General features: G+C 70.5%; 19 protein-coding genes and 1 pseudogene. 10 read left to right on the top strand and 10 right to left on the bottom strand.

The genetic code is table 11. The features are described from left to right. Positions 1-3 precede the first annotated feature (3 nt). From ACZ5K7_RS06245 to ACZ5K7_RS06235, 3 genes and pseudogenes are all read left to right on the top strand, one after another. On the top strand, positions 4-1,224 hold the full coding sequence (locus tag ACZ5K7_RS06245; protein WP_468911074.1) for an MFS transporter: 1,221 nt from the start codon (positions 4-6) through the stop codon (positions 1,222-1,224). Positions 1,225-1,730: 506 nt separating this feature from the next. After that, a pseudogene (locus ACZ5K7_RS06240) lies at positions 1,731-2,006 on the top strand (Scr1 family TA system antitoxin-like transcriptional regulator); the annotation flags it as partial. Continuing rightward, positions 1,978-2,184 (top strand): DUF397 domain-containing protein, encoded by a 207-nt coding sequence (locus ACZ5K7_RS06235; RefSeq protein WP_468911071.1) that lies wholly within the window; start codon positions 1,978-1,980, stop codon positions 2,182-2,184. The pseudogene ACZ5K7_RS06240 and the gene ACZ5K7_RS06235, both read left to right, overlap by 29 nt. Before the next feature lie 66 nt (positions 2,185-2,250). On the opposite strand, the gene ACZ5K7_RS06230 is transcribed toward ACZ5K7_RS06235, so the two are convergent. The 3 genes from ACZ5K7_RS06230 to ACZ5K7_RS06220 all read right to left on the bottom strand — a co-directional run bounded on the left by ACZ5K7_RS06230 (position 2,251) and on the right by ACZ5K7_RS06220 (position 5,777). After that, positions 2,251-4,167 (bottom strand): S53 family peptidase, encoded by a 1,917-nt coding sequence (locus ACZ5K7_RS06230; RefSeq protein ID WP_351692886.1) that lies wholly within the window; start codon positions 4,165-4,167, stop codon positions 2,251-2,253. 324 nt (positions 4,168-4,491) lie between these two features. Further along, positions 4,492-5,115, bottom strand: a complete 624-nt coding sequence (locus ACZ5K7_RS06225) for a DUF305 domain-containing protein (RefSeq protein ID WP_450971749.1) — start codon at positions 5,113-5,115, stop codon at positions 4,492-4,494. Next, positions 5,115-5,777, bottom strand: a complete 663-nt coding sequence (locus ACZ5K7_RS06220) for a DUF3105 domain-containing protein (RefSeq protein ID WP_468911068.1) — start codon at positions 5,775-5,777, stop codon at positions 5,115-5,117. Before ACZ5K7_RS06220 ends, ACZ5K7_RS06225 begins: the two co-directional genes overlap by 1 nt. Positions 5,778-6,234: 457 nt before the next feature. On the opposite strand from ACZ5K7_RS06220, the gene ACZ5K7_RS06215 reads away from it, so the two are divergent. After that, the gene (locus tag ACZ5K7_RS06215) at positions 6,235-7,596 is read left to right on the top strand and encodes a glutamine synthetase family protein (RefSeq protein ID WP_351692693.1); all 1,362 of its coding nucleotides are present in this window, start codon (positions 6,235-6,237) and stop codon (positions 7,594-7,596) included. A 235-nt stretch (positions 7,597-7,831) separates the two neighbouring features. Further along, positions 7,832-9,265, top strand: a complete 1,434-nt coding sequence (locus ACZ5K7_RS06210; protein WP_468911064.1) for a gluzincin family metallopeptidase — start codon at positions 7,832-7,834, stop codon at positions 9,263-9,265. A gap of 21 nt (positions 9,266-9,286) precedes the next feature. Here ACZ5K7_RS06210 and ACZ5K7_RS06205 read toward each other — a convergent pair whose 3' ends face one another. From ACZ5K7_RS06205 to ACZ5K7_RS06185, 5 genes are all read right to left on the bottom strand, one after another. Beyond that, the gene (locus tag ACZ5K7_RS06205; RefSeq protein WP_351692699.1) at positions 9,287-10,111 is read right to left on the bottom strand and encodes an HAD family hydrolase; all 825 of its coding nucleotides are present in this window, start codon (positions 10,109-10,111) and stop codon (positions 9,287-9,289) included. Between the two features lie 74 nt (positions 10,112-10,185). Then, positions 10,186-11,208, bottom strand: coding sequence for a TolB family protein (locus tag ACZ5K7_RS06200; RefSeq protein ID WP_468911060.1), 1,023 nt, complete (start codon positions 11,206-11,208; stop codon positions 10,186-10,188). Beyond that, entirely contained in the window at positions 11,205-12,473 is a 1,269-nt protein-coding gene (locus ACZ5K7_RS06195) for an MFS transporter (RefSeq protein ID WP_351692704.1), read from the bottom strand. Before ACZ5K7_RS06195 ends, ACZ5K7_RS06200 begins: the two co-directional genes overlap by 4 nt. A 1-nt stretch (position 12,474) precedes the next feature. Continuing rightward, complete coding sequence (locus tag ACZ5K7_RS06190; RefSeq protein WP_351692889.1) at positions 12,475-13,347, bottom strand: alkaline phosphatase family protein; 873 nt, start codon at positions 13,345-13,347, stop codon at positions 12,475-12,477. A 311-nt stretch (positions 13,348-13,658) separates the two neighbouring features. Beyond that, positions 13,659-14,168, bottom strand: a complete 510-nt coding sequence (locus ACZ5K7_RS06185; protein ID WP_351692707.1) for a pyridoxamine 5'-phosphate oxidase family protein — start codon at positions 14,166-14,168, stop codon at positions 13,659-13,661. Between the two features lie 145 nt (positions 14,169-14,313). On the opposite strand from ACZ5K7_RS06185, the gene ACZ5K7_RS06180 reads away from it, so the two are divergent. Continuing rightward, entirely contained in the window at positions 14,314-17,328 is a 3,015-nt protein-coding gene (locus tag ACZ5K7_RS06180; protein ID WP_468911056.1) for a bifunctional [glutamine synthetase] adenylyltransferase/[glutamine synthetase]-adenylyl-L-tyrosine phosphorylase, read from the top strand. Positions 17,329-17,482: 154 nt separating this feature from the next. On the opposite strand, the gene ACZ5K7_RS06175 is transcribed toward ACZ5K7_RS06180, so the two are convergent. Continuing rightward, the gene (locus ACZ5K7_RS06175; RefSeq protein WP_351692713.1) at positions 17,483-18,304 is read right to left on the bottom strand and encodes a phosphatase PAP2 family protein; all 822 of its coding nucleotides are present in this window, start codon (positions 18,302-18,304) and stop codon (positions 17,483-17,485) included. A gap of 82 nt (positions 18,305-18,386) precedes the next feature. Then, positions 18,387-19,409, bottom strand: a complete 1,023-nt coding sequence (locus ACZ5K7_RS06170) for a LacI family DNA-binding transcriptional regulator (protein ID WP_468911052.1) — start codon at positions 19,407-19,409, stop codon at positions 18,387-18,389. 394 nt (positions 19,410-19,803) lie between these two features. Between ACZ5K7_RS06170 and ACZ5K7_RS06165 the strand changes: the two genes are divergently transcribed. From ACZ5K7_RS06165 to ACZ5K7_RS06150, 4 genes are all read left to right on the top strand, one after another. Beyond that, on the top strand, positions 19,804-21,078 hold the full coding sequence (locus tag ACZ5K7_RS06165) for an extracellular solute-binding protein (protein ID WP_351692719.1): 1,275 nt from the start codon (positions 19,804-19,806) through the stop codon (positions 21,076-21,078). A gap of 103 nt (positions 21,079-21,181) precedes the next feature. Further along, positions 21,182-22,186 (top strand): carbohydrate ABC transporter permease, encoded by a 1,005-nt coding sequence (locus ACZ5K7_RS06160; RefSeq protein WP_351692722.1) that lies wholly within the window; start codon positions 21,182-21,184, stop codon positions 22,184-22,186. A 13-nt stretch (positions 22,187-22,199) separates the two neighbouring features. Then, the gene (locus tag ACZ5K7_RS06155) at positions 22,200-23,111 is read left to right on the top strand and encodes a sugar ABC transporter permease (RefSeq protein ID WP_351692725.1); all 912 of its coding nucleotides are present in this window, start codon (positions 22,200-22,202) and stop codon (positions 23,109-23,111) included. A 192-nt stretch (positions 23,112-23,303) separates the two neighbouring features. Continuing rightward, complete coding sequence (locus tag ACZ5K7_RS06150; protein ID WP_468911981.1) at positions 23,304-24,965, top strand: glycoside hydrolase family 13 protein; 1,662 nt, start codon at positions 23,304-23,306, stop codon at positions 24,963-24,965. Positions 24,966-25,086: the final 121 nt, after the last annotated feature.

Genomic DNA, 25,086 nt, shown 5'->3' with positions numbered 1-25,086 from the left:
CTCATGCCCCTGGCCCTGCTCGCCCTGGCCGTCGGCGCTTTTGGTCTCGGCACCACCGAGTTCGTGATGATGGGCCTGCTGCCCGACGTCGCCGACGACCTGAACATATCGATCCCCACCGCCGGACACCTGGTCTCGGCGTACGCGCTCGGCGTCGTCATAGGCGCCCCGCTCCTCGCCGCGCTGACCGCGCGCATGCCCCGCCGCACGGTCCTCATCTCCCTGATGGCCCTGTTCGTGGCGGGCAACGCGCTGTCGGCCCTGGCCCCCACCTACGACTGGCTGCTCGCCGCCCGCTTCCTCAGCGGCCTGCCGCACGGCGCGTTCTTCGGCGTCGGCGCGGTGGTCGCCACCAACCTGGTGGCACCGGAGCGCAAGGCCCGCTCGGTCTCCCTGATGTTCATGGGCCTGACGGTCGCCAACATCGCGGGCGTCCCCGTCGCCACCCTCATGGGCCAGCACCTGGGCTGGCGGGCCACCTTCCTGGGCGTGAGCCTGATCGGCGTCGCCGCGATGGCCGCGGTCGCGCTGCTGATCCGAGGCGCCGACGCCCCGGCCCCGGTCTCCGGCCTGCGCGGCGAACTGACAGCCCTGCGCTCCCTGCCGGTCTGGCTGGCCCTCGCCACGACGGTCGTCGGCTTCGGCGCGCTCTTCTCCGCGTACAGCTACATCACGCCCATGCTGACGGACTCCGCCGGGTACGCCGACTCCGACGTGACCCTGCTGCTGGCGCTCTTCGGCGTCGGCGCCACCGCCGGCAACCTGATCGGCGGGCGCCTCGCCGACCACGCGATGCGCGGCACGCTCTTCGGCGGCCTGGCCTCCATGGTCGCGGTGCTGCTGCTCTTCCCCGTCCTGATGCACGCGCAGTGGAGCGCGGCCCTGGCGGTGACGCTGCTGGGCGTGGCCGCCTTCATCACCGGCTCCCCGCTCCAGCTGATGGTCATGGAACGCGCGGCGGCGGGCCCCTCCCTCGCCTCCTCCGCCAACCAGGCCGCCTTCAACCTCGCGAACGCGGGCGGCGCCTGGATCGGCGGCGTCGCCCTGGCGGCGGGTTTCGGCGCGACGTCCCCGGCGTTGGCGGGCGCGGCGCTCGCGGTCCTGGGCCTGGGCGTGGCGAGCGTGGCGTTCGCGGTGGACCGGCGGCGGGATGTCCCGTCGGCGGTCCGCGAGCGGGTGGTCGCCTCGCACGTCCCGGAGGCTACGGAGCCGGTGCATTCCTGACACTCCGACCGGACGCACTGGCCGAGGTGGCGGACCCGCGCGTTCGTCACCTCTTCAGCCGGACCGTCGTCGACCGGCCCCCTGTCGCCGCGGACGACGCCGCGGAACCCACCGTGGTCGAGGGAGGCACAGCGTGCCTCGGCCGAGAGGTCGCTGTGAGGCCGCTCGCTTCCTGTGATTGTCGTGCCTCCACGGCCCGCGTCAAGGGCGCTGCGTTCCGCTGCGCTCCACTCCGCGTCGCCTGACGGCGATCGGCCTGCGGCCGCCCCTTGACCCGGTCCGTTCCAGCACGGGGAAGAAGCGAGCGAGCGGCCCGAAGGAGCGGTGGCCCCGCCCGGCGCTGCCCCGCCGGGTGCGCTGCGAAGATGCCGTCGGCGCAGGGGCGCAGTCGCGTCTCGCATGCACGCCGGGAGGGCCAAGCGGCGAGCGGCCGGCGGCTGGGCCCTTGTGTGGCGATTGGCGGATTTGTGCCAGGCGCCTGGAGTGAATCCGTGGTCTGGGTGGCTCGTCCGGCGTCGCAGATCGTTCCGCGGAATTGCGGCGCGTATCCCCTCATGGCCGCGTCGATCACGATCATGGCCTTCCCGGACGCCCCACCACTGCTGTATGTCGAGGCGTCGTACAGCGGGGACACCATCGACGATCCGGCCCTCGTGAGTCAGTACCGCAAGGCATACGATCGGCTCAGGGCCGTGGCGCTGTCACCGGAGACGTCCCTGGCCATGATCGAGGCAGCGGCAGGGGATTACCGAAATGGCAAGCAGCCGAATCGACTTGAGTGACGCGCTCTGGTTCAAGAGCAGCTACAGCAACGGTGATGGTGGCGACTGCGTCGAGGTCGCCAGCGACTACCCCGGCCTCGTCCCCGTCCGCGACTCGAAGACGGCACCCCAAGGCCCCGCCCTCCTCCTCCCCGCCACCGCCTGGGCCCCCTTCATAGCCTCCCTCAAGTCGGCGTAACGCAAAGGGGCGTGGGGGCCTCCGAAGAGAAGGACCCCACGCCCCTTGGTCAAGCCGCGCAGCGGATCAGTGCTTGCGGTGCGCCTTGTACGACTCCACGTAGCCGGCCGCCGGGGTACCGACGCCGGTGACGTCGTCGTAGCCCTTGACCGCGGACAGGGAGCTGTCCTTGCCGAGGCTGCGGACCGAGGTCAGCAGGCCGTCGGTGGCGTCGTAGCCGTTGGCGAAGTCGACGCGGGCGACCGCGAGGTCCTTGCCGGTCGGCTTGTCCGTGACGTCGTGGTAGGCCTTCGTGCCGTACTTGGAGTAGATCAGCGGGTTGGCGAAGCCGATCGCCTTGCCGCCGCCCGCCTCCTGCGCGAGGGCCTGGACCGCCGCGATGACCGGAGCGGCCAGCGAGGTGCCGCCGATGCGGTACTCGCTGTACGCCTCGGTGCCGTCCGCCTGGGTCTGCGTCTGGCCGACCTTGAAGCCGGTGTTGGGGTCGGCGATCGCCGAGATGTCCGGGACCACGCGGTTGCCGGAGGCGCTGTTGGCCTTGGCGAGCGAGTTCGGGACGACACCCTTCTGGTAGGACGGCTCGTTCACCGTCTTGCTGGTGCCGCCGCCCGCGCCCGAGGTGAACGGGCCGGGGAAGCCGGTCCAGCTCTTCCCGTCGGCCGACAGCGAGGCCTTCTCGGTGCCCCAGCCGGTCTCCCACAGGTACTTGTCGCCCTTGCCGACGGCCAGCGAGGTCCCGCCGACCGCCGTCACCCAGGCGGAGTTGGCCGGGGTGTCGACCTGCTTCGTGTCGGTGTTGGCGACCTCGTCGCCGTTGTCACCGGAGGAGAAGTAGAAGCCGATGCCCTGCACCGCGCCCAGCTGGAAGACCTGGTCGTAGGCGGCCGCGAGGTCCGGGGTCTGGTTGGCCTCGATGTCGCCCCAGGAGTTGGAGACGATGTCGGCCAGGTGGTTGTCGACGATCTTGCTGAGGGAGTCCAGCAGATCGTTGTCGAAGCAGGACGCGGCGCCCACGTAGGTGACGTCGGCGTCCGGCGCGACCGCGTGCACGGCCTCGACGTCGAGGGTCTCCTCGCCGTACCAGCCGGAGGCGTCGCACTCGTCGGCGCCGGTGTTCGTGTAGTTCGAGGGCAGCACCTGGTGCAGCTGGCTCGTCTTCCACGCGGCGTCGCCGTGCGCCTTGGCGTAGGTGCCGGCGTCGTAGGCGATGGTCGGCGAGGCGAACGCGTCGGTGATCGCGACGCGCACGTGCTTGCCGGTGTACTTGCCGGCGCCGTAGGCGGCCCGCAGCTGCTTGCCGGTGTAGCCCTCGACGGCGTACGGGATCTTGGTGCCGTACGCGTCCGGCAGCGTGGTCGCGGTCTTCGAGCCGTAGTACGACGAGAACGGCCCGGAGTTCTTGAACACGCCGGCCGGGGGCGGCAGCGTGTCGTCGTGGGTCGCCTTGTGCGGCGCGTTGTCCAGACCGGTGACGGTCAGGATCGCGCTGCTCACGGCCGCCGGCACGGACGCGGTCTTCTGCGGCGCGCGGTAGGTCTTCGAGCCCTTGGCGTAGTTGTGCAGCTGGGTGCCGAACGCCTGCTCGACGGCGGAGACGTCGCCGGAGACGGATATGTAGTGCTGGGTGACCTCGGTGACCTTCAGGCCGGACGCGGTCAGCCAGGACTTGACGGCCTTCACCTGGGCCGCGGTGGCGCCGAAGCGGGCCTGCGCCTGCTTGGCGCTGAGGTACTTGCCGTAGTACGGCGAGCTGGGGTCGGACACGGCCTTCGCGTAGGCCGCGAGGCCGCTGGCGTTCCGGCCGGCCAGGTAGACCCGGGCCTTGACCTGGGCGCTGTTGGAGGTGGCGCCCTTGTCCGCCTTGGCCGTGGCCCACGTGGGCTTGGTGCCCTTCAGGGTGTCACGGGCCGGGCTGTCCGCGGCGTGCGCCGCGGGTATGCCGAGTGCGAGCGCGCCGGCGATCATCGGCAGTGTCGCTGCCATGCTCACGCTGGCCCGCACCTTGGCACGGTTCGATCTCATACTGCCCCCTGCTATGCGGTTCGACGCATGGAGTGGTCGGTCAGGCGTGATCATCAGGAGGCCAGCGGCGGAACGGCCCGTGAATGGATCACACGATGGGGGTCACTCTTGCGGTGAACTGTTCATGCCAGGGGAATGAAAAGGCCAAGGAAACCCCAAGTGGGCGTTGATTAGGGGTTTTTGACCGGATTTCGACGCCGTACCAAACGTTACGGATCGATTGCGATTGCCCGTAAGCCCTTGCGGTGCAGTTAAGTCGACAAATCCCCCACCCCGTACGTCAGTTCAGGCGCGCGGCTCGGCGCCCCGCTCCTTCAGCATCTGGGCCATCGTCGTCAGCTCCGACTGCTGCGCGTCCACCATGCCCTGGGCGAGGTTCTTCTCCACCGTGACGGTGCATTTGGCCACACAGCCCTCGGCCATGTGGATACCGCCCTTGTGATGGTCCGTCATCAGCTGCAGGTAGAAGATCTCCGCCTGCTTGCCGTTCAGCGTCCCCAGCTTCTTCAGCTCGGTGTTGGTCGCCATGCCCGGCATCAGCGCACCGTCCTTGCCGGAGGCCATGTCGCCCATGCCCATCCAGGTCATCGGCGGATCGGCCGACACCTTCGGCAGCCCCCACAGGTCCAGCCAGCCCAGCAGCATGCCGCGCTGGTTGGCCTGCGTCTGCGCGATGTCGTAGGCGAGGCGCCGTACGTCGGTGTCCTTCGTGCGGTCGCGCACGATGTACGACATCTCGACGGCCTGCTGGTGATGGACCGCCATGTCCCGCGCGAACCCGGCATCCGCCGAGTCGGCGCTCGGGACCGCACCGCCGCCGTCGTTGTCCTCGCCCGCGACCGCGTAGGTGATCGCGCCGGCCGCGACCAGCACCGCCACCGCGGAGCCCGCGATGAGCACCGACCGCATCACTGGCCCTTACCGCCCGTGCACGCGGCACCCGGCTCGGGTGTCTGCTTGCCCTGCACGAACTCCTCGAAGAACTTGCCCACGTTCGGGTCGTCGGCCCCGGTCACGGTGCGCTGGTGCGCCCACGCCGTCATCATGATCGGGTCCTTCTGCTTGTCGTCCGGGCTCATCAGCGTGTACGGCGTCTGCTTCACCTTCGCCGCGAGCGCGTCGACGTCGGCCTTCTTCGCCTTGCTGTTGTACGTCACCCAGACCGCGCCGTGCTCCAGCGCGTGCACGGCGTTCATGTTGTCGAGCGCCTCGGTGTAGACGTCGCCGTTGCAGTTCTGCCAGACCGGGTTGTGGTTGCCGCCCACCGGAGGCTCGGTCGGGTAGTGCACGGTCGTCGTCACGTGCGTCCGGCCCAGCGTGCCCTTCCAGGTGTTCACCCCGTCCTTGCCGGTCACGAAGTGCCCCGAGGTCTTCGCGTCGGCCGCCGAGGAGTCGTCACCGGACTGGTTCTTCACCAGCACCACACCGCCGACCACGAGGCCGGCGACGACCACCACGCTCGCGGCGATCGTGAGGATCCGGCCGCGACGCTCACGCGCCTGCTCGGCGCGCCGCATCTCCTCTATGCGTGCCTTGCGCTCGGCGCTGTTGCTCTTCTTCGCGGTACCCATGGGATGTGTCCTTCTGGGGGAAAGGGGCGTGGAAGGTGGGGCCCGCTGATCGTAATGGGGGAGATGGGACCGGTCGTAGGGAGGACACAGGAAAGACCTGGAAATGCCGGTGATTCGACAGGAAACCGATAATCCGAACGCGGGGGTGCGGATGGGTGGGGGTGGCCCGCGCCGGGCGCCGGACGTCGAGTGGGTCTGCATCTGATATTCATCTTCATGAGTCGGGTGTGACGTGCGTCGGAATCGGATCGGCCATTACGGATGTCGGTGCGAGCAGGCAAGATGGGCGCCAGGGCGGTACACCTGCCGTACGGGAGCCGTTCAGGCCGAGGACGCCGGGGCGATCATGGTCCGCAACGCGCATGAAATGCTGTTGTGGTGTGATGCTCAGGTGCCCGACCGCCTCCTGAGGGACCGGGAACAGGCGGCCTGACCAGCAAGGATGGGGAAGCGGAAGATGGACAAGCAGCAGGAGTTCGTGCTCCGGACCTTGGAGGAGCGGGACATCCGGTTCGTACGCCTGTGGTTCACGGACGTGCTGGGCTTCCTCAAGTCCGTCGCCGTGGCCCCGGCCGAGCTGGAACAGGCCTTCGACGAGGGCATCGGCTTCGACGGCTCCGCGATCGAGGGCTTCGCCCGGGTCTACGAGTCCGACATGATCGCCAAGCCGGACCCGTCCACCTTCCAGGTCCTCCCGTGGCGCGCGGAGACCCCCGGCACGGCCCGTATGTTCTGCGACATCCTGATGCCGGACGGCTCCCCGTCCTTCGCGGACCCGCGCTATGTCCTCAAGCGCGCCCTGGCCCGCACCTCCGACCTGGGCTTCACCTTCTACACCCACCCGGAGATCGAGTTCTTCCTCCTGAAGGACCGCCCGCTGGACGGCTCCCGCCCGATCCCCGCCGACAACTCGGGCTACTTCGACCACACCCCCACCAACGTGGGCATGGACTTCCGCCGCCAGGCGATCACCATGCTGGAGTCGATGGGCATCTCGGTCGAGTTCTCCCACCACGAGGGCGCGCCCGGCCAGCAGGAGATCGACCTGCGGTACGCGGACGCGCTCTCCACGGCGGACAACATCATGACGTTCCGCCTGGTCATGAAGCAGGTGGCGCTGGAGCAGGGCGTGCACGCGACCTTCATGCCGAAGCCCTTCTCCGAGCACCCCGGCTCGGGCATGCACACCCACCTCTCCCTCTTCGAGGGCGACCGGAACGCGTTCTACGAGTCGGGCGCGGAATTCCAGCTCTCCAAGGTCGGCCGCTCCTTCATCGCGGGCCTGCTGAAGCACGCCGCGGAGATCTCGGCGGTCACCAACCAGTGGGTGAACTCCTACAAGCGCATCTGGGGCGGCTCCGAGCGCACCGCCGGCGCCGGCGGCGAGGCCCCCTCCTACATCTGCTGGGGTCACAACAACCGCAGCGCGCTGGTCCGGGTCCCGATGTACAAGCCCGGCAAGACGGGCTCGGCGCGCGTCGAGGTCCGCTCCATCGACTCCGGAGCCAACCCGTACCTGGCCTACGCCCTCCTGCTGGCGGCCGGCCTCAAGGGCATCGAGGAGGGCTACGAACTCCCGCCGGGCGCCGAGGACGACGTCTGGGCCCTTTCCGACGCGGAGCGCCGCGCGATGGGCATCGAGCCTCTCCCGCAGAACCTCGGCGAGGCCCTCACCCTGATGGAACGCAGCGACCTGGTCGCCGAGACCCTCGGCGAACACGTCTTCGACTTCTTCCTGCGCAACAAGCGCCAGGAGTGGTACGAGTACCGCAGCGAGGTCACCGCGTTCGAGCTGCGGAAGAACCTGCCGGTGCTGTAAGGGCGGGTCGCCCCGATGCGGTAGGGCGGGTCACCGCCCTGGTCCGAGCCGGTGTCGACGGCCCCCGTGTGCTCTCGCGGCCACGGGGGCCGTCACTCGTTCGGCGGCTTCGGGCCGGGATGTTCGAATTGACACCGGGTTGCCGGGGCCTCGTACTGAACACGAGGGACTTCTGGCCAGTTTCCCTGTGGGGGATTCCACCAACCGTGATCCATCCCGCCTTCAGGGAGGCACCGTGACGGTGCAGCAACAGCAATCCACGATTCCGACGATCCTGGTGTACGAGGAGGACCCCGGATCCTTCGGGCACGTCAACATGCCCGTGCCGCATGCCGTTCCGCAGCTCGACACCCAGCCCTTCCCCGCCGCCATCGCCGAGACGGCCCCGCAGCCGGACAGCGCGGGACCGGGCACCGAGGCGTTCCGCTACTGGGTCGCGGCCGACGCGCTCAGCAGCGCCTGCCAGACCTGGGGCCCGCTCGTGCCGACCGGCACGCACTGGCACCCGAAGGTCGGCCGCGCCCTCACCGCCCACCTCGACGCCGGCAACGACCTCAACGCCTTCTACGACCGCAAGGGCCTGTGGTTCTTCCGGCGCACGGTGGCCGGCGTCACCGTCGCCTCGTGCGAGAGCGGCGACATCGTCAGGCACGAGGCCGGACACGCGATCCTCGACGCCCTGCGCCCCCAGCTGTTCAGCGCGTCGAGCGCGGAGGCGGCCGCCCTGCACGAGGCGTTCGGCGACATCAGCGCGCTGGTGTCGGCACTGCGGCAGGAGTCGCTGCGCAGCTCCGTCCTGGCCGAGACCCAGGGCGACCTCGAAGTGTCCTCGCGGGTGTCCCGGATGGCCGAGCAACTGGGCTGGGCGATCCGCCAGGGCCACCCGGGCGCGGTCGACCCCGACTGCCTGCGGAACATGTCGAACAGCTTCTTCTACCGCGACCCGGTGCTGCTGTCGCCGAACGGTCCCGCGAACATGCTGTCCAGCGAGCCGCACTCGTTCTCCCGGGTGTTCAGCGGCGCCTTCCTGAAGTGCGTCGCCGGGATCTTCCGGCAGCAGGACCTGCAGGACCAGGCCGGTCTGGGCCTCGCGGCCGAGATCGCCGGGCAGCTGCTGGTGGACGCAGTCGTCGCCGCGCCCGTGGTGTCCGCCTACTACGCGCAGGTCGCCGGCCACATGATCGCCGCCGACCAGCGCCGCAACGGCGGCCGCTACGGCCCGTTCCTGCGCTCGGCGTTCGTCCGGCACGGCATCCTCTCCCTGGAGGCCGCCACGTCGATCACCGAGTCGGAGGTGTCGCGCAGGGGCGTCGGCATGGCCGAGGCGATCCCGGGCGGCGGTGACGATGAGGGGCTGATGCCCGTCACCGTCCAGGGGACCATGTACGGCCTGAACCAGCCGATCACCCTGTCCGCCCCGGCGGAGGAACGACGGTTCGGTATCGCGGCCTCCGACCCCGCCGGCGGCTCACTGCGGCCCACCGACCCCGACCGGGTCGCCACGTCGTTCCTGGAGGACCTCTTCCGGCGCGGTCGCGTCGACGTCCCGGAGGCGCACCGCACCGCCTCGGCGTTCGTCGACGACAGCCCGTCGCGGGTCAAGACCCACGAGATCGCCGGGAACTCGACCGGCGAGGGCCTCGCCCTGGTCCGGCGCTGCTTCGACTGATCCACCGGGAGAGCCTCGGCGTCAGCCGAGGAAGCGCAGACGGCGGGCGGTCAGCCGCCCGTCGTCCTCGCGCCTGATGACATGCGTCGTACGCGGCGTCGGCTCCTCGCCCTCGAACACCGCCTCGCCGCGCGCCAGCAGGTCGTTGACGAACTTCTCGGCCGCGACCCGCTCGGCCTCTCCGTCCGGCTCCGTGTCGCCGAGCACGTCCGGCTCCTCGTCGGCCCGCACGCCGTCACCGGTGGTGTCCACCGGCCCGCGCAGGTCGACCGTGAACCCCGCCCGCCGCAGCGCCTCGGCGCCCCGCGCGGTCACCATGGCGAGCGCGAGCCGCTCGGAGACGACCTCCACGACGACCGCCTCGGTCGCGTCCACGGCCGTGTCCAGCTCCGGGCCGTCCGGGCCGGCGGGCGACTCGATCCGGGCCCGGAGCACCTGACGGTCCTCCGTGGCGGCCCGGGTGAACACCGGGTGGGCCGCCGTACGCATGCCCGCCTCCCGCGCGAACGCGCGCTCGCGGGCGTCCTCGCCCACGAAGACACAGTCGTCGGCCGTCCCGCCGGCGCTCGCGACGGCCCGGTCGAAGAGGGCGCGGCTGTCCTTCGCGCCCCAGTGCACGAGGGCCGCGTCGGTGAAACGGCCCGGGAACGCCTCGTGCAGCGCGGCCGCCACCCGGTCCGCGTCACCCTGGTGGGTCCCGGGGTTGGAGATGATGCCCTGGCGCAGCTCGCCGAGGTCGTCGAGCACGGCCAGGACACGCGGCAGGGGACGCAGCGCCAGGGAGCCGTCGGGGTTCAGCCGGGGTTCCGCCAGGGTCGCCCCGATGTCGAAGAAGATCACAGGCATGGGAAGTGCCTCCCCACGGCGGGCGCCTTCGAGTCGCAACCGCCCCGGAGAGGCCCCCACATTCACCCGGGCGGCTACGGACCGACGTACGCCGGTGACACCGCCGAGACGCTGATCCGGCGGGGCTTTCCCGTGCCGTCCGCCGGGATCTCGTACAGGTCCGCCCCGTAGTCGCCCGGCAGCGCGTACACGACCGTACGCGCGTCCTTCCAGACCGCCTGGTCGTCCACGCTTCGGGTCTCCGCCAGCGGGGTTTCGCGCATCGTCTTCAGGTTCAGGACGTACAGGCGCCAGGGGGCGTCCTTGGGGAGTCCCCGCACGCGCTTCTTGTAGGCGACGCGCGTGCCGTCGGGGGAGAGGGACGGGCACTCGACGTTCGGGTGGAGCGTGGTCACCGTGCGGGTGCGGAGGCTGCCGCGCACGAGGTGCGTCGCGCCCTTCGTCGCGAGCGTCGCGTAGAAGGTGTCGTCGTCCGAAGCGAAGGTCACGCCCCAGAAGTTGACGTCCGCCGACTGGTAGGTACGGCCGTCCTTGACGATCCGGAACGCCTCCAGGGACGGGATCAGTTCGCCGGTGCGGGTGTCGACGACCGCCGTACGCGTCGAGAAGTTCGTACCCGCGTACGAGTCGCCGCCCACGAACGCGGTCCACGCGGCGTAGTGGCCGGTGGGGGAGACCCGGGCCCGGGACGGGATGCCCGGGACGTCGTAGTGGGCGCGCGTGCGCAGCTTCGCGTCCAGGATCAACGCGCGGTAGGTGTCCGAGACCGGGCCGTGCACGGCCTGGAGGCATACGCCCGTGCCTGAAGCGGCGTAGAAGCGCAGGCATTTCACGCCGGAGGCCGTGCGCGGGCCGGCCGGGTCGGCCGCCGGGGTCGTCGTCAGCTCGTCCCGGTGCGGGCCCCAGGCCATGTTGCGGAAGACCATGGTGCCGGGGGTGGTGAGCGTCACCGTTCCGGAGGTGACCTTCGGGCCGCCCGCCTGGGTGTGGTCGCGGCGCTCCGCCCGCGCCGACGCGTGCAGGACGGAGGCCAGGGCTATCGCCCCCAGCGCGGCCAGGGCCGCGACGAGGATCAGGACGCGGGACCTCAGGGTCATACGGCAGCCTTCCGGAAGGGGCGGAGGGTCAGGGCGTACGCGGCGCACACCGCCAGGGCCACCGCCGACACGCTCAGCGCCGTACGGTCGCCCCACAGCGTCCAAGCCGCCCCGAACGCCAGTGAGCAGGCGAAACGCGCCCCCGCCTGGCCCGTCTGGACCAGCGCCAGACCCGACGAGCGCAGCGCCTCCGGCACGCTGTCCGACGCGGCCGCCATCAGGACCCCGTCGGTCGCCGCGTAGAACGTGCCGTGCAGGGCGAGGACCACGTACGGCAGCGCCGTGCCGTGCCAGGACGTGAGCAGCGACGCGTACGTCAGCAACAGGGCTCCGTGACCTGCCAGGAACACCCGCCAGCGGCCCCAGCGGTCCGCCAGCCGGCCCAGGGGGACGGCCAGGAGGAGGAACGCGGCCGCCGTGCCCAGGGGGAGCAGGGCGAACCAGCGGTCCGGGACGCCGAGCCGCCGCTGCAGCAGCAGGTACACGAACGAGTCGCTCACCGTGGCGAGGCCGAGGAGCAGGGCGCAGACGGTGATGCGGCGCAGGTCCCGATCGGACAGGAGGCCCACGGCCGCGCGCAGCGTGGGGCGCGCCGCCGCGTCGGCCGTACGAGAGCGTTCACCCGGGACGAACAGCACCAGGATCAGCACCCCGACCACCGCCACGCAGAAGCTCACGGTGAAGACCGCGTCGTAGCCGTCCACCGTGGCCCGCAGGATCAGGAACGCCGCCAGGGGGCCGAGCAGGGCGCCCGCCGTGTCCATGGCCCGGTGCACGCCGAAGGCGCGGCCCCGGGTCTCCGGGGTGCTGGCGAGGGAGATCAGGGCGTCGCGCGGAGCCGTGCGCAGGCCCTTGCCCGTGCGGTCCGCCGCGAGGACCAGGCCGATGGGGGTCAGGGTGTGGGCGATCAGCAGCAGGGGCTTGCACAGCGCCGAGAGCGCGTAGCCCGCGCCCGCCACCCACTTGTGCCGGCCGGCGCCGCGGTCGGCGAGGTGGCCGCCGGCCAGGCGTACGACCGCCGAGAAGCCGTTGTAGACGCCGTCCAGGAGCCCGAAGCCCAGCGGGGACAGGCCCAGGCCCGTCACCAGGTACAGCGGGAGGACCGCTGTCACCATCTCGGAGGACACGTCCGTGACCAGGCTGACCGTGCCGAGGGCGAGGACGGTGGGAGCGACCGCGGTGCGGTACCGCCCGGCTGTCACCGGCCGGGCGGTACCTTCCGCGGACGCCGCCGGAGTGCTCGCGCGGCTGTCCGCTACATACACGTCAGGACGCCCAGATCCCGGTGATGTCGTCGGCCGAGGCCGCGTTGCCCGCGTGCGCGCTCAGGCCCTGGGTGTCCTCCAGGGTGCGCAGCAGGTCGTAGTGGTTGTAGGTGGTGGAGGAGGCCGACCCCGCCTTGACCGGCTGTCCGTACAGGACCGTCGGGATGCGGTTGCCGGCCAGGCGGTTGTCCTCGTCCATGGTGACGACGAGGAGGCTGTTGTGGGTCTTGGCCCAGGTCGCGTACGCGCCCAGGTTGTTCTTCAGCCAGGTGTCGCCGGTGGACACCGAGCAGTCGTGCATGTCGCTGCACAGGTTGGGGGTGACGAAGGACAGCTGGGGGAGGTTGGTGTAGTCGGTGGGGAACTGGGCGAAGGTCTTCGCGGTCGACGTCGGTACGTTGCTGAAGCCGAACCACGGGTTGTGCTTGCGCGCGTAGTTGCCGCTGCTGCACGTGGTCGAGCCCTGGCTGGGCAGGGTCTCGTTGTAGCTGGCCCAGGTGCGGCCGGCCGCGAGCTGCTCGGAGGCCAGGTTCGCCGCCGAGGAGAAGCCCGCGGTGTAGCAGCCGTCGTCGGTGATGCCCTGGGTGGCGCCGGAGAACAGGGCGAAGTAGTTGGGCTGGCTCGGGTGGGTCTCGGCGTACATCTGGGTCAGGTTGGCGCCGCCGGTCGCCAGCGAGTTGATGTAGGGGGCGCTGGAGGAGCCGATGACCTGGCTGTAGGCGTGGTTCTCGAAGACCACGACGATCACGTGGTCCGGGGTCGGTACGGCACTCGCGGCGTGCGCGGACGTGCCGCCGAGCCCGGTCCACAGGCCGATCGCGGCCGCGGTGAAGGCGGTGGCGGAGGCCACCGTCGTACGGGCTCGGCGCAGCATGGCCGAACGTGCGGAACTGCCGGACACATCAACCTCCGGTGGTGGGGGAAGGGAGGGGCTGGTGGCGGTGCGGACAGAGCATGCACACGCCAATAATCCCCCCGTCCCACCGCATCCGACCAGACGGATGAAGAGCGGGTGAACGGCTCCCGCAGGACGCCTGAGCGCTCCGCTGGAAGTGCCGTGCCCGGCCGCCCGACCGCGGCACCGTCGTAGCCGGTCGCGCGGTTCCTCCCCCAGCCCTCGGCCGGGGTACCCTCAGCGCCCCTTCGGGGGCACGGCCGAACCGCGGCTGACCTCACCGGCCCTGCTCAGCCGGTCCACGTCCACTTCGTCTGGCTGAACGGCTCGCCCTTGCCGAAGCCGAGGACCTTGCGGGGCCGCACCGCGAAGACCAGCGCCCGGCCGGGCCCGTGCTGGAAGCAGCCGTCGGCCACCTCGTAGTGCCAGGCGGGGCCGTACTTCGCCTCCCAGGCCGCCGCCAGCTCGCGCAGCCGGCCGTCGTCGGTGACCCGCACCGCCTCGCCCTCGACGGTCAGGTCGTACCCCCGGGCCCAGCTGTTGCTGCCGGTGGTCAGGACGACGTGCGGGTTCCCGGCGAGGTTGCGCTCCTTGCGTTCGCCGGGGCCGGTGCCGAAGTGCAGGGCGCCGTCGTGCCACACCGCGAGCAGCGGGGTGACGTGCGGCCGCCCGTCCGGCCGTACCGTGGAGAGCCAGAACAGTTCGGCGCCGGTGAGCAGCTTCTCCGCCTCGGACCAGTCGTGGGCCCGGGTGCCGGGGCTGCTGTAGCGGGCGTCCAGCACACCCTCGGGTTCGCGCATGATGCCTCCTTCGGTTTCCTGCCGGTGCGGACCCGGTACAGACCACGATCCCGCCGGAAACTCATCGGCGCCCGTGGCAGGGTCTGCGGTTAGGCTCTGGCGTGGACGACCTTGATCCGGTTCTCGATCCCTGGGGAGGCCGCGGATGACGCCGGGGCGCAGGAGCAGTACCTTCACGCGACTGCTGCGGCACGGCTTCACCGATGCCTCGGCCGCCGAGCGGCTGCTGGACAGCCCCGAACTGGCGGCCGTACGCGACGACCCGGTCCTCCTGGAGGCACTGGGTGCCACCGCCGACCCGGACCTCGCCCTGCACGGCCTGGTACGGCTGCTGGAGGCCCAGCCCGGCCCCACCGACCGGGAGCTGCTCGACACCCTGATAGCGGCCAAGCCGCTCCGGGACCGCCTGCTGGGCGTCCTCGGCGCCTCCGCGGCCCTCGCCGACCATCTCGCCCGGCACCCGCGGGACTGGGAGGCCCTGGTCACCTACGAGCCCCGGGACCTGCACCCCGGGGTGGTGGAGTTCGAGCGCGGCCTGGCCGAGGCCGACGACCCGGTCGGCCTGAGGGTCGCCTACCGGCGCTGCCTGCTGTCCATCGCCGCCCGGGACGTGTGCGGCACCACCGACGTCGCCGAGACCGCCGCCGAGCTCGCCGACCTCGCCACCGCCACCCTGCGCGCCGCCCTCGCCCTGGCCGAGCGCGCCGCGCCCGAGGACGCCGCCGCCTGCCGGCTCGCGGTGATCGCCATGGGCAAGTGCGGCGGCCACGAGCTGAACTACGTCTCCGACGTCGACGTCATCTTCGTCGGCGAGGCCGCCACCGGCGCCGACGAGGCCAAGGCCCTGCGCTCCGCCACCAAGCTCGCCTCGCACATGATGCGGATCTGCTCCGAGACCACGGTGGAGGGCTCGATCTGGCCGGTCGACGCCAACCTCCGGCCCGAGGGCAGGAACGGCCCCCTCGTCCGTACGCTGAGCAGCCACCTCGCCTACTACCAGCGCTGGGCCAAGACCTGGGAGTTCCAGGCCCTGCTCAAGGCCCGCCCGGTCGCCGGCGACCGCGAACTGGGGCAGGAGTACATCGACGCCCTCGAACCGCTGGTCTGGAAGGCAGCCGAGCGCGAGAACTTCGTCACCGACGTGCAGCAGATGCGCCGCCGGGTGGTGGAGAACATCCCCGTCGCCGAGGTCGACCGCGAGCTGAAGCTCGGCCCCGGCGGCCTGCGCGACGTCGAATTCGCCGTCCAGCTCCTCCAGTTGGTGCACGGGCGGGCCGACGCCACCATCCGCTCCGGCACCACCCTCGTCGCCCTCCAGGCCCTCGCCGCCGGCGGCTACGTCGGCCGCGCCGACGCCACCCAGCTCGACGACGCCTACCGCTTCCTGCGCTCCATGGAGCACCGCATCCAGCTCTACCGGCTGCGCCGCACCCACCTGGTCCCCGAGGACCAGGCCGACCTGCGCCGCCTCGGCCGCTCCCTGGGCCTGCGCACCGACCCGGAGACCGAGCTGATCCGCGAGTGGAAGCGGCACACGGGTGTCGTACGACGCCTGCACGAAAAGCTCTTCTACCGCCCGCTGCTCGACGCGGTCGCCCAACTCGGCCCCGCCGAGGCCAGGCTGAGCCCGAAGGCGGCCCGGGAACGCCTGGAGGCGCTCGGCTACGCCGACCCGGCGGCCGCCCTGCGCCATCTGGAGGCCCTCGCCTCGGGCGTCACCCGCAAGGCCGCGATCCAGCGCACCCTGCTGCCCGTCCTGCTGGGCTGGTTCGCCGAGTCCGCCGACCCGGACGCGGGCCTGCTGAACTTCCGCAAGGTCTCCGACGCCCTCGGCAAGACCCCCTGGTACCTGCGGCTGCTGCGGGACGAGGGCGCCGCCGCCGAGAACCTCGCCCGGGTGCTGTCGGCCGGCCGGCTCGCCCCCGACCTGCTGATGCGCGCCCCCGAGGCGGTCGCCCTGCTCGGCGACGGCGACGGTGCCCGCGAGGGCGGCGGCCCCGGCGGCGGCCTCGAACCCCGCGAACACGCCCAGCTGGAAAGGGAGGTCCTCGCCGCCGTCGGCCGCGCCGACAACGCCGAGGACGGGGTCCGGGCCGCGCGCGGTGTCCGCCGCCGCGAGCTGTTCCGTACGGCCGCCGCCGACATCGTCGACTCCTACGGCACCGAGACCAATCCCGCCGAGGCCGATCAGGGGGCCCTGGTGGACCGGGTCGGCGGCGCGGTCTCCGACCTCACGGCGGCGACCCTGGCCGGCACGCTGCGGGCGGTGGTCCGCGACGGCTGGGGCGACACCCTGCCGACCCGGTTCACGATCATCGCGATGGGCCGGTTCGGCGGGCACGAGCTGGGCTACGGCTCCGACGCGGACGTGCTGTTCGTGCACGAGCCGCGGGAGGGCGTGGCCGAGCGGGAGGCCGCCGACGCGGCGAACAAGGTCGTCTCCGAGATGCGGCGGCTGCTCCAGATCCCCAGCGCCGACCCGCCGCTGCTGATCGACGCCGACCTGCGGCCCGAGGGCAAGTCCGGGCCGCTGGTGCGCACGCTCAATTCCTACGAGGCGTACTACCGCCGGTGGTCCCTGGTGTGGGAGTCGCAGGCCCTGCTGCGGGCCGAACCGGTGGCCGGGGACGAGGAGCTGGGGCGCCGTTTCATCGAGCTGATCGATCCGCTGCGGTATCCGGCGGAGGGCCTCGGCGAGGACGCGGTCCGCGAGATCCGGCGGCTGAAGGCCCGTATGGAGTCCGAGCGGCTGCCGCGCGGGGCCGATCCCAAGCTGCACACCAAGCTCGGGCCGGGCGGGCTGTCCGACGTCGAGTGGACGGTGCAGCTGCTCCAGCTGCGGCACGGGTGGGCCGAGCCGGGGCTGCGGACCACCCGGACCCGCGAGGCGCTGGCCGCGGCGTGCGCGGCGGGACTGCTGGGGTCCGAGGAGGCCTCGATACTGGACGAGGCGTGGGTGCTGGCCACGCGGGTGCGGAACGCGGTGATGCTGGTGCGGGGGCGGGCCGGCGACACGTTCCCTCCGGAGAGCCGGGAGTTGGCCGCGGTGGGCCGGTACCTGGGGTACGGGGACGGTCATGTGGGGGACATGCTGGATGCGTACCGGCGGACTGCGCGGCGGGCTCGGGTGGTCGTGGAGGAGCTTTTCTACGGGGCGTAGGAGTTTGATCCGGGCGGGTTCGGCTGTGTACCGGGTGCGGCGGCGTGGGGCTGGGCGCGGTGTTCGGAGCAGGTCCGAGCGGTGCCAGGGGGCGAAGAGCAGGGACCGTACCGGCGAAGCCCCCCGACGGAGTCGGCCCGAGCCGCCCACCGGGCTACGCCTGTCTCGGCAAGGTGTGCGGCAGCGTGCCGTACCACAGGCCTGCCAGGGTGAAGCCGAAGGTCAGGCAGAGCATGCCGCCCGCCGCGTCGAGCCAGAAGTGGTTGGCCGTGGCGACGATGACCAGCAGGGTCGCCGTCGGGTAGAGGAGGCCCAGGATGCGCGCCCAGGGTGCCGATGCCAGGGCGAAGATCGTCAGGCCGCACCACAGGGACCAGCCGATGTGCATGGACGGCATCGCGGCGTACTGGTTGGACATGTGTTTGAGGTCGCCGGAGGCCATCGAACCCCAGGTGTGGTGGAGCGTCACCGTGTCGATGAAGCCGTCGCCGCTCATCAGCCGCGGCGGGGCGAGCGGGAACAGGTAGTAGCCGAGGAGGGCCACGCCCGTCGTGGCGAAGAGGGCGAGGCGGGCCGCCGCGTAGCGGCCGGGATGGCTGCGGTAGAGCCACACCAGCACACCCAGCGTCACCACGAAGTGCAGTGTCGCGTAGTAGTAGTTCATCCCGACGATCAGCCAAGCAGCCGAGTTCACGGCGTGGTTGACCGAGTCCTCGACGGCGATCCCCAGGTGGTGCTCGGCGTTCCAGATCCAGTCCGCGTTGCGCAGCGCCTGCGCCTTCTGCTCCGGGACCGCGTTGCGGATGAGCGAGTAGGTCCAGTAACTCACCGCGATCAGCAGGACCTCGAACCAGAGCCGGGGCCGGCGCGGCGTGCGCAGCCGGCGCAGGATCCCCTGTTCTCCCTCGCCCGTGACGGTCCGCGGAAGGGTCTGTTGTGCGCGCCCTTCCGGCTCTGTCACGGTCGAGTCACTCATAGGAACAGAGTCTGCCAGAAAAGACATCCTCGACAGATCATCCCAAGGTTGGGTTCACCGTGCATGTTCTACGGCGGGGAGACTACTTCCCGGGTACCGCTGACGTAGAACCGCGTACCACCAGTTCCGGCATGAAGACGAACTCGCTGTGCGGAGCCGGCGTCCCCCCGATCTCCTCCAGCAGGGTGCGCACCGCGGCCTGCCCCATCGCCGGGACCGGCTTGCGGATCGTGGTGAGCGGCGGGTCGGTGAAGGCGATCAGCGGGGAGTCGTCGAAACCGACCACCGAGATGTCCTTGGGGACGTCGAGCCCCCGCTGCCGGGCCGCCCGTATCGCGCCGAGGGCCATCATGTCGCTGGCGCAGACGATCGCCGTGCAGTCGCGGTCGATCAGCGCGGTGGTCGCCGCCTGACCGCCCTCCAGGGTGTACAGGGAGTGCTGGACCAGCTCGGTCTCGATCGTCTCGGCCCGCAGCCCCAGCTGGTCCTGCATGGCCCGTACGAAGCCCTCGATCTTGCGCTGCACGGGCACGAAGCGCTTCGGGCCGAGGGCGAGGCCGATCCTCGTGTGCCCCAGGGACGCCAGATGCGTCACCGCCAGGGTCATCGCCGCCCGGTCGTCGGGCGAGATGAACGGCGCCTGCACCTTGGGCGAGAAACCGTCCACCAGGACGTACGGCACGCCCTGTGCCCGTAGCCGCTCATAGCGCTGCATGTCGGCGGTCGTGTCCGCGTGCAGGCCGGAGACGTAGATGATGCCCGCGACCCCGCGGTCCACCAGCATCTCGGTCAGCTCGTCCTCCGTGGAGCCGCCGGGGGTCTGGGTGGCGAGCACGGGGGTGTAGCCCTGCCGGGTCAGCGCCTGCCCGATGACCTGGGCCAGAGCCGGGAATATCGGGTTCTCCAACTCGGGGGTGATCAGCCCCACCAGGCCCTCGCTGCGCTGCCGCAGCCGTACCGGACGCTCATAGCCGAGCACGTCCAGCGCGGCGAGCACGGACTGGCGGGTGGTGGCGGCGACGCCCGGCTTGCCGTTGAGCACCCGGCTGACGGTCGCCTCGCTCACCCCCGCCTGCGCTGCGATGTCGGCAAGCCGTGTGGTCACGGCACTGGACTGTACCGGCCGTATGTCCCCTTGCACACCGATCGGGCGCCTGATGCGGCCTGGGGGGCGGCCCGGTGCGGGCTGCTGCGTCATCGCACTCCCTCGTGAAACGTGATGGCAAGAGCTTGCAGAGTCTTGCACAAGTGGCCGTCGTAGCGCTCTACCGCTGTAAACAAGCGGCACGCAAGCGTCTCACGGTGGTCGCCGACAGGTCACGCCCGGATAACTTCGGAGATCTCTTGCACTTTTTTGCTGCAAGGTCTTTCGTCGCGCTTACATCGCTGTTACGTTCCCTGACGCCCGGCCGCCGCAACGGCGCTGTCGGCACGACGGCGAGGACGGCGGACGGGGCCGCCCTCGCATCACTCGGGCTTTTCACCCTCAAGGAGAACTCATGCGGCGTGGCATAGCGGCCTCCGCGCTGGTGGCGTCCCTCGCCCTCACGGCGACGGCGTGCGGCGGGAGCGACAGCGACAGCAAGTCGGACGGCCCGGTCACCATCACCTGGTGGGACACTTCCAACGCCACCAATGAGGCACCGACGTACAAGGCCTTGGTCAAGGAGTTCGAAGCCGCGAACAAGGGCATCAAGGTCAACTACGTCGACGTCCAGTTCGACCAGGCGCAGAACAAGTTCGACACGGCGGCCCAGTCCGGCAAGGGCGCTCCCGACGTGCTGCGCTCCGAGGTCGGCTGGACCCCCGCCTTCGCCAAGGCCGGCTACTTCCTGCCGCTGGACGGCACCAGCGCGCTCGCGGACAAGGACAAGTTCCAGTCCAGCCTGATGACCCAGGCCCAGTACGAGGGCAAGACCTACGGCGTCCCGCTGGTCACCGACACCCTCGCGCTCGTCTACAACAAGGCCCTGCTGAAGAAGGCCGGCATCGCCGAGGCGCCCAAGACCTGGGACGAGGTGAAGACCGACGCCGCCAAGATTCAGGCCAAGGCCAAGGTCACCGGCTACTGGGGCCCCGAGGCCGCGTACTACACGCAGCCCTTCCTCTACGGCGAGGGCACCGACATGGTCGACGCCTCCGCCAAGAAGATCACCATCACCTCGGCGGCGGCCAAGAAGGGCTACCAGACCTGGCTGGACCTCTACTCCGGCAAGGGCCTGCAGAAGGCGGACACCACCGCCGACGCCTACGCCCACCGCCAGGACGCCTTCGTCAACGGCAAGGTCGCCATGACCATGGAGGGCCCCTGGGAGATCACCAACTTCTACAAGGGTTCCGCGTTCAGCGACAAGTCCAACCTCGGCATCACCACCGTCCCGGCCGGCTCCACCGGCAAGGCGGGCGCCCCGACCGGCGGCCACAACCTCTCCATCTACGCCGGCATCGACAAGGCCCACCAGGAGGCGGCCGAGAAGTTCGTCGCCTTCATGACCTCCGCCAAGTCCCAGACGGAGATCGCCCTGAAGAACTCCACCCTGCCGACCCGCTCCGACGCCTACACCGCCGAGGTCAAGGCCGACCCGGGCATCGCCGGCTACCAGGCCGTCCTCTCCTCCGCGCAGCCGCGCCCGGCGCTCGCCGAGTACTCCTCGCTGTGGGGTCCGGTCGGCACCGAGCTGACCAAGATCGCCGGTGGCAAGGAGTCCCTCGACAAGGGCCTGAGCACCGCCGAACTCGGGATCGAGAAGCTCGTCCCCGACTTCAGCAAGTAAGCCCCGAGTGGCCGTCGGATCCCCCTGGAACATGGGGGAAGGGATCCGGCGGCCACCGGCCTGTGCCCAGCCCGATCCCGGAAAACCCAGAAGGTGTCGAACCATGACAGTCGCCATCGACCGCGCGACCGGCAAGCGCCACGGCGACCGCGCGCCCCGCCCCGGGCTGGGCCAGCGGATCCGTACCAATTACCAGAAATACTGGTATGCCTACGCGATGATCGCCCCCGTGGCCGTCGTCCTCGGGGCGCTCGTCATCTACCCGTTGGTATACGGCTTCTACCTGACGCTGACGGACGCCAACAGCCTCAACACCGCCCGCACCATCGGCGTCAACCACATCGACGCCACCTACAAGTTCATCGGCCTGGACAACTACAAGGACATCCTGTTCGGCCCGACGTCCTACGACCGCTTCTGGTCGCACTTCGTCTGGACGATCGTCTGGACCGCGCTCTGCGTCACCCTGCACTACACGATCGGCCTGGGCCTGGCCCTGCTGCTCAACGAGAAGTTCCGCGGCCGCACCTTCTACCGCATGGTTCTGGTGCTGCCCTGGGCGGTGCCCACCTTCGTCACCGTCTTCGGCTGGCGGTTCATGCTCGCCGACGGCGGCATCATCAACGCGACCCTCCACTTCCTCCATCTGCCGCAACCCGACTGGCTGGAGGACACCTTCTGGCAGCGGGCCGCCGCCATCCTGGTCAACACCTGGTGCGGTGTGCCGTTCATGATGCTCTCGCTGCTCGGCGGCCTCCAGGCCATCGACGGCACGCTCTACGAGGCCGCCGAGATGGACGGTGCCGGCGCCTGGCAGCGCTTCCGGTACGTCACCCTGCCGGGGCTGCGGTCGGTCAGCTCCACGGTCGTCCTGCTCGGCATCATCTGGACGTTCAACCAGTTCGCCGTCATCTTCCTGCTCTTCGGCAACACCGCCCCCGACGCGCAGATCCTGGTCACCTGGGCCTACTTCCTCGGCTTCGGACAGCAGCCGCGTGACTTCGCCCAGTCCGCCGCCTACGGCATGCTGCTGCTGGCCGTCCTGATCGTCTTCACCTCCTTCTACCGCCGCTGGCTCAACCGCAACGACCAGCAGCTCGCGATCTGAGGCAGGAGTTCCCATGAGTACGACCACTGTCGAGACCTCCGCCCAGGTCGCCGAGGAGGCCCCTGTGACCAGCAGTCCGCGCCGTGTCCGCCGCCGGGACGAGCGCGGCCCGCTGGGCACCGCCGTCACCCACGGCATCCTGGGCGTCGCGAGCCTGATCGCGTTCTTCCCGGTGGGCTGGCTGATCTTCCTCTCCCTCGGCCCGGACAAGGACGACTACCTCCATCCGAGCGGCATCTGGCACAAGATGACGCTGGACAACTACTCCTTCGTCCTCCAGCACACCGGCTTCTGGGACTGGTTCAAGACGACGATGATCGTCGTCGGCGGCACCACGGTCATCGGGCTGATCCTCGCCTCGACCACCGGATACGCCGTCTCCCGCATGCGCTTCCCCGGCTACCGGAAGTTCATGTGGCTGCTGCTGGTCACCCAGATGTTCCCGATCGCCGTGCTGATCGTGCCGATGTACCAGATCCTGTCGAACCTCGGCCTCATCGACAGCTACCTCGGCCTGATCCTGGTCTACTGCACCACCGTCGTCCCCTACACGGCCTGGCTGCTCAAGGGCTACTTCGACACGATCCCCTTCGAGATCGACGAGGCCGGCCGGGTCGACGGGCTCTCGCCCTTCGGCACCTTCTTCCGGCTGATCCTGCCCCTTGCCAAGCCGGGCCTCGCGGTCGCCGCGTTCTACAACTTCCTCACCGCCTTCGGGGAGGTCGCCTTCGCCTCCACGTTCATGCTCAGCGACGACAAGTACACGTTCGCGGTGGGGCTGCAGAGCTTCATCAGCGAGCACGACGCGCAGCGCAACCTGATGACCGCGACGGCGGTGCTGATCGCGATACCCGTGGCCGTGTTCTTCTACCTCGTGCAGAAGAACCTGGTGACCGGGCTTACCGCGGGCGGCACGAAAGGCTGACGCCGGCCGCCGAAGAAGCCGCTTCGGCCGTCGCTCGGGTGCGGCGCCGTTGTGGCCGGTCGCGCAGTTCCCCGCGCCCCCTCGGGGCGCGCGGGTGGCGGCCGCGGTGTTCATCCGACCCCGCTTTCACCGCGGCCGCCTTGTCACCCACCCTCTGACCCGATGACCCAGTTACGACGCATCAAGGACGCCATGAGCCAGCAGCAATCCGCCGCACCGGCCACCGCCACGACCACCGTCGCCCGTCGCCGCGACTGGTGGCGGGACGCGGTGATCTACCAGGTCTATCCGCGCAGCTTCGCCGACAGCAACGGCGACGGGATGGGGGACCTGGAGGGCGTACGTTCCAGACTCCCGTATCTGCGTGACCTCGGTGTCGACGCCGTGTGGCTCAGCCCGTTCTACGCCTCCCCGCAGGCCGACGCCGGCTACGACGTCGCCGACTACCGGGCCGTGGACCCGATGTTCGGCAACCTGCTCGACGCGGACGCGCTGATCCGGGACGCCCATGAACTGAGCCTCAGGATCATCGTCGACCTGGTCCCGAACCACTCCTCCGACCAGCACGAGTGGTTCAAGCGGGCGCTGGCGGAGGGTCCCGGCTCGCCGTCGCGCGACCGCTACCACTTCCGTCCGGGCAAGGGGGAGCACGGCGAACTCCCGCCCAACGACTGGGAGTCCATCTTCGGCGGACCGGCCTGGACGAGGGTCGCGGACGGGGAGTGGTACCTGCACCTCTTCGCCCCCGAGCAGCCCGACTTCAACTGGGAACACCCCGCCGTCGGTGACGAGTTCCGCTCCATCCTGCGCTTCTGGCTGGACATGGGCGTGGACGGCTTCCGTATCGACGTGGCGCACGGCCTGGTGAAGGCGGACGGCCTGCCGGACGTCGGCGACGCCGACCAGCTCAAGCTGCTGGGCAACGATGTCACGCCGTTCTTCGACCAGGACGGCGTCCACGAGGTCTACCGGCAGTGGCGCCTGGTGCTGGACGAGTACGCGGGTGACCGCATCTTCGTCGCCGAGGCCTGGACGCCGACCGTGGAGCGCACCGCCAACTACGTCCGCCCGGACGAGCTGCACCAGGCCTTCAACTTCCAGTACCTGAGCACCGACTGGGACGCGAAGGAACTGCGTACCGTCATCGACCGCACCCTGGAGGCGATGCGCCCGGTCGGCGCCCCCGCCACCTGGGTCCTCTCCAACCACGACGTCACCCGGCACGCCACCCGGTTCGCCAACCCGCCCGGCCTCGGCACCCAGATCCGCACCGCCGGAGACCGGGAGCTGGGCCTGCGCAGGGCGCGGGCGGCCTCCCTCCTCATGCTCGCGCTGCCCGGATCGGCGTACATCTACCAGGGCGAGGAGCTGGGACTTCCGGACGTCGTCGATCTGCCCGACGAGGTCCGGCAGGACCCCGCGTACTTCCGCGGTGCCGGGCAGGACGGCTTCCGGGACGGCTGCCGGGTGCCGATCCCGTGGACGCGGGAGGGCTCGTCGTACGGCTTCGGCGGCGGGGGCAGCTGGCTGCCGCAGCCGGCGAGTTGGGGCGAGCTGAGCATCGAGGCGCAGACCGGGGTGGCCGGTTCCACCCTGGAGCTGTACCGCACCGCGCTGCGCGTCCGTCGTACACAGTCCGATCTGGGCGCGGGCGAGGCGGTGGAGTGGCTGCGTGCCCCGGAGGGCGTACTCGCCTTCCGGCGCGGGGAGTTCGTCTGCGTCGCGAACACCAGCGGGGAGTCGGTGACCACTCCGGCGTACGGCCGCGTGCTCCTGGCCAGCGGTGAGGTGACCGAGGCGGGCGGCGAGGCGAAGCTGCCGGCCGACACCACCGTGTGGTGGACGACCGCCTGACGGTCTGTCACTCGGTAATTTCTTGCGGCAACTTCTGAGGGCCCGCTACCCATCCGGGGAGCGGGCCCTTAACATCTGCGCAACCGCAAGGTTTCAGCAACCTTTCAGCAAGAGCCTTCAA

The organism is Streptomyces sp. NPDC031497 (genome assembly GCF_055580905.1).
Note: the sequence above shows the minus strand (reverse complement) of the source record. Positions and strands in the feature narration are given on the sequence as shown.